Consider the following 9,670-nt stretch of genomic DNA (forward strand, 5'->3'; position numbering starts at 1 on the left):
ATCGGGGAACGACCTGCTGACCAGCGAAGCGAGCTTTTGCGCGCGTCCCCTGTCGATGTCGGCGAGGCGAATCTCCGTCGCGCCTTCCTCGGCGAGGCAGTAGGTCAGCGATGCGCCCGCACCGCCTGCGCCGACCTGGAGGATGCGCCTGCCGGCGATCCGGTGTCCGCCGGCCTTCAAGCCGTCGATGAAGCCGACGCCGTCGAAATTGTCGGCATACCAGGTGCCGTCCCCCTGCCGGCGCACGGAATTCGCGCTCTGCACGCGCGCGGCGCGATCGTGGGCGGCGGCGCATTTGTGGTAGACCGGGACCTTATAGGGCACCGAGATGATGACGCCGCGGATGTTCTCCGCCGCCGTGATGCCGGCCCAGAAAGTATCGAAATCTTCCGGACGGCAGCTCAGCGGCACCATCAGACTGTCGAGCCCCTTCTGCTCGAAGATCTCGTTGAAGATGCCAGGGCTTTTCGCGTGGCCCACGGGATGGGCCAGCATGACGAAGACATCGGCCTTGCCGGTTCCGCGCATCGGTTATTCCTTTCCGTTTGACAGTTCATGATCGCTCAGGACCTCGAGAGCCCGGACGAGCGACGAGTGGTCTGCTTCCGCGCCGCCCGGGCGGGCCGCACAGGCATTCATCAGTTGCTGCGCCAGCGCCGTGCTCGGCAGGGCGGCTCCAAGCGCGCGGGCGCTTTCGAGCGCGCGGTTGAGATCCTTCTGGTGCAAGCGGATGCGGAAGCCCGGCGCGAAGGTGCGGGCGATCATGCGCTCGCCATGCACTTCGAGCACGCGGGACGAGGCGAAGCCGCCCATCAGCGCGCTTCGGACCTTCGCCGGATCGCAGCCCGCTTTGCTGGCAAAAACAAGCGCTTCGGCAACGGCTTCTATGTTGAGCGCGACGATGATCTGGTTGGCTATCTTGCAGGTCTGGCCGGCGCCGTTCTTCTCGCCGATCAGGGTGATATTCTTGCCGAGCTTTTCGAAGATGGGCAGCGCGCGCTCGAATTCGGCAGCCGGCCCGCCGACCATGATGGTGAGACTCGCCGCTTTTGCGCCGACCTCGCCGCCGGAGACGGGTGCGTCGAGGAAGCCGCCTCCCGCTTCCCTGAACTTCGCCGCGAATTGCGCGGTGGCGATCGGGCTGATCGAGCTCATGTCGATGACCAGCTTGCCGGCTGAAATCCCTTCGAGCACGCCACCCGGCCCGAGCAGGACGCGCTCCACGTTGGGCGTATCGGGCAGCATGGTGATGATGATTTCGCAAACCCGCGCCACTTCCGCCGGGGAAGTCAGCACCGACGCTTTCAGATCGGCAGGCAGAGGAGAGCGATTGAGCACCGTGACGATCTCGTGCCCGGCATCGGCAAGATGCCGCGCCATGGGCGCGCCCATGACGCCAAGTCCGATGAAACCGATTTTCATGCGCAACTCCCGTGCTCGCCAGAGCGTCTTGCAGCTCAATGGAGGCGTATGATATAGGACATCATACAAATTTCAATGCCTCTTCCACTGGAGACCGATCGCAAATGCAAGAGCGCGTCAATTCGCTGAAGGCGGCCGTTAAGGCCGGCCGGCCTCATATCGGCATCTGGTGCTCGCTGGCTTCAGCGCTGACCACAGAAGTGGTGGCTGGTTCCGGAGCGGGCTGGCTGCTGATCGACGGCGAGCACAGCCCCAACGATCTGCGCAGCATCATGGCGCAGCTTCAGGTCGCGGCGGCATTTCCGTGCGAGGCGGTGGTGCGCCTGCCGTCCGACGATCCCAACCTGATGAAGCAGGCCCTGGATGTCGGTGCCCGCAGCCTGATGATTCCGAATGTGCGCACGCCGGACCAGGCGCGCGCAATCGTCGCGGCGATGACCTATGCTCCGGGCGGCTTCCGCGGCTTCTCGGTCGGCCATCGCGCCAACGCCTTCGGCCGTATCGCCGGGTATCATGCGAAAGCGCGCGAGCAGCAGCTGTTGGCCGTGCAGATCGAGGACGCGGCCGGCGTCGCCAATGCGGCTGAGATCGCAGCGGTGGAAGGCGTGGACGTTCTGTTTGTCGGGCCCGGCGATCTTTCCACGAATATGGGTGCGATGGGCAATCCCGGCGCTGCGCATGTGCAGGAAGCGATCGCTTCCGTGCGCAAGGCCTCGGCCGCGGCAGGCAAGGCGAGCGGGATTTTGGCTCCCGTGAAGGCCGACGCCGACCGTTATCTCGCCGACGGCTTCACCATGGTTGCCGTCGGTTCCGACCTCGGCCTGCTGGCGCGGGGCTCGGACGCCCTGATTGCGTCCTTCAACCTCTAGACTCGGGAGACGGCCGTGGCGATCCCCCCTTACAAAGCACCCTCGCGCTACGCCTACGACATCGTCATCGTCGGCGGTGCCGTCATCGGCTCGTCGACGGCATATTGGCTGAGCCAAGCGCTGGGCAGTGGCGCCTCGATCCTCGTGGTCGAGCGCGACTCCAGCTACGAATTCTCCTCGACGGCGCTCTCCACCAGCGCCATCCGCCAGCAATACTCCAATCCGATCAATGTGAAGATCAGCCAGTTCGGCATCGAGATCATCCGCGGTTTCCAGGAGCGGATGGCGCCCTTCTACACGAACGAGCCGGCGCCCGATCTCGGCTTCAAGGAGCACGGATATCTCTATTGCTGCTCGCCGGAAGGCGTGGAGGCGGCCAAGGAGCGGGTCGAGCTGCAGCGCAGCCTCGGCGCCCACACCGTCTTCCTCGAGCCGGGTCCGCTGAAGGAACGCTTCCCCTGGCTGAATGTCGACGACCTCGGCGGCGGTTCGTGGGGTGCGCGCGAAGAGGGCTGGTTCGATTCCATGGGCATGTTGAACGGCTTCCGCCGCGCCGCCCGCGCCAGCGGGGTCGAGTACATCGAAAATGCCGTGACCGGACTGGATGTCGTCGATGGGCGGGTTGTCTCCGCTCGGCTGGCGACCGGCGAGACAGTCGCTTGCGGAACCCTGGTCAACGCCGCCGGCCCGCGAGCGCAGCAGGTCGCTGCCATGGCCGGCCTTTCCATCCCGGTAGCCCCGTACAAGCGCTACAGCTTCGTCTTCGCCAGCGCCAACCCGATCCCTGGGCGAATGCCCAACGTCATCGACCTTTCCGGCACTTTCGTGCGCCCGGAAGGCGAGCTCTTCCTTACCGGCAACACGCCGCAGGGCGACGGGCCGGCCGATTACGACGATTTCGAAATGCATTTCGAGGAGTTCGACGATTATATCTGGCCGGCGCTGTGGCACCGCATTCCGGCCTTCGACGCGCTCAAGGTCCAGACCAGTTGGACCGGCCACTACGAATACAACATGCTCGACCACAACGGCATCGTCGGCTTTCACCCGGAGGTGAAGAACTTCATGTTCGCCAACGGCTTCTCAGGGCACGGCCTGCAGCAGTCGCCGGCGGTCGGGCGCGCGGTGTCGGAGCTGATCGTTCACGGCGCCTTCCAGACGCTGGACCTGTCACCGTTCTGTTACGAGCGCATCCCGCGCAACGAACCGTTCCTGGAAGAAGCGGTGATCTGAGCTGTTCCGGAGAATTTCACTCGGCGGCCTGAACGTGCCGGGCGTCGATGATCGCCCTTATCTCCGAGCGGCACGACCCGCAGTTGGTTCCGGCGCGCAGCGTCGAGCCGATCGCCTCCAGACTGTCGCAGCCCGCAGCGACCGCCGAAGCGAGCTGGTTGACGCCGACGTGGAAGCATGAGCACACGACCCGCCCGATGGCGGGCATCGGCGCTGGTGAACGCCCGGAAAGAAGCGCATGGCGATCGCCTGCCGACAGCGGCTGGCGGGTGGCCAGCAGCGAGACCAGCCAGTCCCGCGTCGGCAACTGGTCTGGAGCGGCGATCAGCACGGCCTCAGCCATGGCGCCGCCTTCGTCGATCGCAGCGGCGCGATAAGCGAGCCCGCGGCGATCGGTGTATTCGAGCAGTTGATCCTGCCGTTGAACGCCGAGCAGCTTGCGCGCCAGAAGAATGCCCTGGTCCGGCGGCTCGGTCCCCGTCAGTTCGTAGACCCAGCCGCCTTCGACCGCGTAGCGGCTCCAGTGGACGAAACCGGTCGGCCTGAGGTCGCGCCGCGTGATGAGCACGCCGGCCCATCCAGTGTTTTCGCGCACGATTCTGACTGGGACATGCTTCAGTTCCGGCTGGCCGGAATGCGGGTCGGTGACAGGCGAGGACAGCAGGCCGGTGGCGGCCCTGGCCGCGAACTGGCTGCTCCAATGCATGGGCATGAAGGCATGGCCGCGCCGCTGCGCGTTGGTCACACGTACTCTCGCGCGCACGAAACCGAAGCGCGTCGACAGATGGGCAAGGTCACCATCCTTGAGCTGGTGCGCGGCCGCATCCGCCGGATTGAGGTCGACCGCCGGTTCCGGCGTGTTGGCCATCAGGCGCGGCACGGTGCCGGTACGCGTCATGGTGTGCCATTGGTCGCGCAACCGGCCCGTGTTCAGCGCAAGCGGATAGTCCGCATCGACTGTAAACGCCGTCGCCTCCTGCCGCACCGGCACGAAACGCGCACGGCCGTCCGGTGTCGGGAAACGACCGTCCGCAAACAATCTCGTCTGGTACTCGCGCGATTCTGGTGCCGGCCAGTGGCGCGGCGCGAAGCCGGCATAGCCCGCATCGCTGAGGTCCATCAGGCCGCCCAGATCGAACAAGCGCCCCCCATTGTTCTCGAAAGCCGAGAGCGCGGCATGCTCGCGGAAGATTTCGGCCGGCGTCTGGTAGGCAAAAGCATCGCCGAAGCCCATGCGCGCGGCGACCTCGCAGATGATGCGCCAATCGGCTTTCACTTCGCCCGGCGACGGCACGAACGGCCGCTGACGCGAGAGGCGCCGTTCCGAATTTGTGACCGTGCCGTCCTTCTCGCCCCAGGCAGCGGCGGGCAGCAGCACGTCGGCATAGCGCGTGGTGTCGGTGCGGGTCACATCCGAAACCGCGACGAAATCGCATTTGGACAGGGCGGCGCGCACGCGCGACGCGTCCGGCATGCTCACCGCGGGATTAGTGCCCATGATCCACAGCGCCTTGATGCGGCCGTCGGCAACCGCCTGGAACATGTCCACGGCCTTCAGCCCGCCGCGTCGCGCGATTCCGGGCGCCTTCCAGAAGCGGGAGACCCGCTCGACAGCGGCCTGATCCGCGAAGTCCATGTGCGCGGCAAGTTGGTTGGCGAGGCCCCCCACCTCGCGGCCGCCCATGGCGTTCGGCTGGCCCGTGACCGAGAACGGCCCCATGCCTGGCTTGCCAATGCGGCCGGTGGCGAGGTGGCAGTTGAGGATGGCGTTGACCTTGTCGGTTCCATGTGCCGACTGGTTGACGCCCTGGCTGTAGACGGTGACCGTCCGTTCGGTGCCGGCGAAGATCTCATAAAGGGCCTGGACATCCGTGGCCACCAGCCCGCAGCCTTTTGCGACGCGCGCGATCGACGGCGCATCGGCACCGGCCAGCGCGGCAGCGGCTTCGAAGCCCGATGTGCTGGTGCGGATGAAATCCGCGTCGATCTTTCCGCTCTGGACGAGATGCGCCAGAAGGCCGTTGAACAAGAGCACGTCCGTGCCCGGATCAAGCGCCAGGTGCAGGTCGCATTCGTCGGCCGTGGCGGTGCGGCGCGGATCGATGACGACGATCCTGGTTCCGCGTTCGCGCTGCGCCGCGAGCATGCGCTGGTAGAGCACGGGGTGGCACCATGCGGTGTTGGAGCCGGTGAGCACGATCAGATCGGCGTGCTCGAAATCCTCATAGACACCGGGAACGATGTCCTCGCCGAAAGCGCGGCGGTGGCCGGCGACCGACGACGCCATGCACAGCCGCGAATTGGTATCGATATTGCCCGAGCCGATGAAGCCTTTCATCAGCTTGTTGGCGACGTAGTAATCTTCGGTAAGCAACTGGCCGGAGACATAGAAGGCGACCGAGTCCGGCCCATGCTCGGCAATCGCGTCCGAGAATTTCGCGGCGACGAGGTCGAGCGCTTCGTCCCAACTCGTCTGCCTGCCTTGGATTTCGGGCTGAAGCAAGCGGCCATCGAGGCCGAGCGTCTCGGCAAGCGCGGCACCCTTAGAGCAAAGGCGGCCGAAATTGGCCGGGTGCTCGGGATCGCCGCGGACGGTTGCCTTGCCACCCGCGGCGATCTCGGCCACCACGCCGCACCCCACCCCACAATAGGGGCAGGTGGTCCTCACCTCGCGTGCTTCTTCCATGGCTCAGGCTGCTTTCGAGGCCAACGCTTCGAGCGCAATGAACAGCCGTTCGCCTTCGATCCTGACCGGGATCGTCCTAACCGAGCCTTCGTCGGCGCCGAGCGCCTTGCCGGTCTCCAGCGAGATCACCCAATTGTGCAGCGGGCAGGTCACCGCCGCGCCATGGACGATGCCCTGGCTGAGCGGCCCGCCTTTGTGCGGGCAATGGTCTTCGATGGCGAAGACCTGGTCATCCGCGGTGCGGAAAACGGCGATCTTGCCTTGCGGGGTGGCCACGCAACGCGCGCCGCGGCGAGGGACGTCGGAAACGGAGCCGATTGCGATCCAGTTCATTGGGGCACTCCCGTATTTGCTTGATAGGCGAGCGTCCAGGATGGCGCGAACTTCTCCATCACTCGGCCGCCTCGGCGAACCCGACCGAGGCCAGCGGCCGGAACTCGTGCTTGTCTTTGCCGGAGACGCGTTCGGACCACGGGTCGACCTGCGCGAATTTCTGCGAAAAGACGAAGCGCTCGAAGTAGGCGCGGCGCTTCTCCACGTCCTCCAGGACCTGCTTTTTGATCTCGGCGGCACCGACGCGCTTGGCCCATTTGTAGATGCGCTCGAGGTAGCGGGCCTGCTCGCGATACATCTGGACAAGCGCCACGATCACCTCCAGCGCTTCGTCCTCGGTCTTCACCAGACCGAGCACTTCGGTGCCCTTGATGTCGAGGCCGGCGGCGCCAGCGAAGTGGATCTCGTAGCCAGAATCGACGCAGACCACGCCGACATCCTTGCAGGTCGCTTCGGCGCAATTGCGCGGGCATCCCGAGACCGCCATCTTCACCTTGGCCGGGGTCCAGGAACCCCACATGAACTTCTCGATGCGGATGCCCAGCCCCGTCGAATCCTGGGTGCCGAAACGGCACCAGTCGGAGCCGACGCAGGTCTTCACCGTGCGCAGGCCCTTGGCGTAGGCATGACCTGAGACGAAGCCAGCCTTGCCGAGATCGGCCCATACCGCAGGCAGGTCCTCCTTGCGGATGCCAAGCATGTCGATGCGCTGGCCGCCGGTCACCTTCACGGTCGGGATGTCGAACTTATCGACCACGTCGGCGATGGCGCGCAATTCGCTCGCGCTCGTGACGCCACCCCACATGCGCGGCACGACCGAATAGGTGCCGTCCTTCTGGATGTTGGCGTGCACACGCTCGTTGATGAAGCGCGACTGATAGTCGTCGGCATATTGGTCCGGCCAATCGCAGACCAGATAGTAGTTGAGCGCGGGCCGGCACTTCGCGCAGCCGCAGGAGGTCTTCCATTCGAGCTCCTGCATGATGGCCGGTATCGTTTTCAACCCCTTCGCCTTGATCAGGCGCCGCACGTCGTCATGACCGAGGCTCGTGCAGCCGCACATGGGCTGCACGGCCGCCGGATTGTAGGCCTCGCCCAGCGTGAGTTTCAGGAGTTGTTCGACGAGACCCGTGCACGAGCCGCACGAGGCCGAGGCTTTGGTGTGGGCGCGCACGTCGTCGAGCCCGGTCAGCCCTTTGCCGGTGATCGCGCCGGTGATCTTTCCCTTGCAGACGCCGTTGCAGCCGCAGATTTCCGCATCATCCGCCAGTGCCGCAACGGCCGCCAAAGGGTCCGAGGAAGCGCCTCCCTGGAATGCCTGGCCGAAGATCAGCGTGTCGCGCATCTCCGAGATGTCGGTCGCCTTCTTCTTCAAATCATTGAACCAGGCGCCGTCGGCGGTCTCGCCGAACAGCACCGTGCCGATGATGCGGTTGTCCTGCAGCACGACCCGCTTGTAGATGCCGGCCGATGCGTCGCGCAGGATGATCTCCTCGCGGTCGTCGCCGTCGGCAAAGTCGCCGAGCGAATAAAGGTCGATGCCGGTGACCTTGAGCTTGGTCGGCGTGTCGGAATGGACGAAGCGCCTGTCCTCGCCGTTCGCCAGCCCGGCTGCCGCGACGCGGGCCATCTCGTAGAGGGGCGCGACCAACCCGTAGACATGGCCGCCGACCTCGGCGCATTCGCCGAGCGCCATGATCGCCGGATCGGATGTCTGCATGCGGTCGTCGACGACGATGCCGCGATTGACTTCCAGCCCTGCGTCCTTGGCCAGCGCGATATTCGGGCGGATGCCGACCGCCATCACGACCAGCGTCGCCGGAATGATCGTGCCGTCCATGAGTTCGACGCCCTCGACTTTGCCATTGCCGACAATGGCCTTGGTGTTGGCCTTGGTCATGACCTTGATGCCGCGCGCCTCGACGGCCTTCTGCAGCAGATAGCCGGCAGCCGGATCGAGCTGGCGCTCCATCAGTGTCGGCATGACGTGCAGGACGGTCACGTCCATGCCGCGCTCTTTAAGCCCGGCCGCCGCTTCAAGGCCGAGCAAGCCGCCGCCGATGACGATCGCCTTGGCGCGCGACTGCGCGGCAAGCAGCATGGCGTTGACGTCGTCGAGATCGCGGTAGCTGAGCACGCCCGGCAAGTCCTTGCCTGGCACCGGGATGATGAACGGCACCGAGCCGGTGGCGATGATCAGCCTGTCGTAGCCTTCGGTCACGCCGTGGTCCGAGGTGACGGTCCTCGCGTCGCGGTCGATGGCGACGATCCTGTGGCCCTTGTAGAGGGTGATGCCGTGCTTGATGTACCAGCCGTCGCCATGGATGACGATTTCCTCGAACTCCTTCTCGCCCGAAAGCACCGGCGACAGCATGATGCGGTCGTAATTCACGCGCGGCTCGGCGTTGAAGATGGTGACGGCGTAGCGGTCGGGTGCAGCTTCCAGCAGGTGCTCGAGCATCCTGCCGGGGGCCATGCCGTTGCCGATGATGACGAGTTTCTCGCTCATGTCCGGTCAGCTCCGATCTATTCGGCGGCGTAGGTGAGGGGCGCGGGCTTTACGGCGGCCGCGCGCTCCATCCGGCGGATGGTGGCGTGCATCCAGAGAAGGCACGAGACCACGCTGACGAACAGCAGCATGAAGCAGCTCGACCAGACGCCGGTGAGGTCGTTCAGCGCGCCGAAGGCGATCGGCAGGATGAAGCCGCCGAGGCCGCCGATCATGCCCACCACCCCGCCGACCGCGCCGACGCTCTGCGGGTAGTAGACGGGGATGTGCTTGTAGACGGCGGCCTTGCCGAGGCTCATGAAGAAGCCGAGCACGCAGGCGACGGCGATGAAGGCGAGCGGGCCGATCTCGACATGGAACGGGATCGGCCCGCTGATACCGCGCACGACGTAATCTGCCGAGGGGAGAGACAGAACGAGGGTCGCGACGGCAGATACGGCGAAGGTCCAATAGAGCACGGTACGGGCGCCGATGCGGTCGGAAAGCACGCCGCCATAAGCGCGGAAAATGCTTGCGGGGATCGAATAGGCGGCGCCGATCATGCCGGCGGTGGCGATGCCGAAGCCATAGACGCCGATCAGATAGCGCGGCAGCCAGAGCGAGAGCGCCACGAACGCA

General features: G+C 65.5%; 7 protein-coding genes and 1 pseudogene. 2 read left to right on the forward strand and 6 right to left on the reverse strand.

The genetic code is table 11. The features are described 5' to 3' along the window. Positions 1–528 (reverse strand): annotated as a pseudogene (locus EOA60_RS02175) (shikimate dehydrogenase); the annotation flags it as partial. Positions 529–531: 3 nt separating this feature from the next. Then, positions 532–1,422 carry a 2-hydroxy-3-oxopropionate reductase gene (locus tag EOA60_RS02180; protein ID WP_095825035.1) on the reverse strand — a complete coding sequence of 297 codons (891 nt, stop codon included), beginning with the start codon at positions 1,420–1,422 and terminating at the stop codon, positions 532–534. A gap of 104 nt (positions 1,423–1,526) precedes the next feature. On the opposite strand from EOA60_RS02180, the gene EOA60_RS02185 reads away from it, so the two are divergent. Next, positions 1,527–2,291 carry an aldolase/citrate lyase family protein gene (locus EOA60_RS02185; RefSeq protein ID WP_095824992.1) on the forward strand — a complete coding sequence of 255 codons (765 nt, stop codon included), beginning with the start codon at positions 1,527–1,529 and terminating at the stop codon, positions 2,289–2,291. Positions 2,292–2,306: 15 nt separating this feature from the next. Next, on the forward strand, positions 2,307–3,524 hold the full coding sequence (locus tag EOA60_RS02190; protein WP_095824991.1) for an FAD-dependent oxidoreductase: 1,218 nt from the start codon (positions 2,307–2,309) through the stop codon (positions 3,522–3,524). A 16-nt stretch (positions 3,525–3,540) separates the two neighbouring features. Here the strand turns inward: EOA60_RS02190 and EOA60_RS02195 are convergent, their stop codons facing one another. From EOA60_RS02195 to EOA60_RS38665, 4 genes are all read right to left on the reverse strand, one after another. Continuing rightward, positions 3,541–6,210 carry a nitrate reductase gene (locus EOA60_RS02195; RefSeq protein WP_095824990.1) on the reverse strand — a complete coding sequence of 890 codons (2,670 nt, stop codon included), beginning with the start codon at positions 6,208–6,210 and terminating at the stop codon, positions 3,541–3,543. A 3-nt stretch (positions 6,211–6,213) separates the two neighbouring features. Beyond that, complete coding sequence (gene nirD / locus EOA60_RS02200; RefSeq protein WP_095824989.1) at positions 6,214–6,543, reverse strand: nitrite reductase small subunit NirD; 330 nt, start codon at positions 6,541–6,543, stop codon at positions 6,214–6,216. Between the two features lie 58 nt (positions 6,544–6,601). Beyond that, a complete protein-coding gene (gene nirB, locus EOA60_RS02205) occupies positions 6,602–9,052 on the reverse strand; it encodes a nitrite reductase large subunit NirB (RefSeq protein WP_095824988.1) in 2,451 nt (816 codons plus the stop codon). Between the two features lie 17 nt (positions 9,053–9,069). After that, positions 9,070–9,670 (reverse strand): MFS transporter (locus tag EOA60_RS38665; protein WP_245502513.1); only part of this gene is annotated, 601 nt, incomplete at its 5' end.

Source organism: Mesorhizobium sp. M1A.F.Ca.IN.020.06.1.1 (assembly GCF_004023265.1).
In the GTDB taxonomy this organism is placed as follows: Bacteria; Pseudomonadota; Alphaproteobacteria; order Rhizobiales; family Rhizobiaceae; genus Mesorhizobium.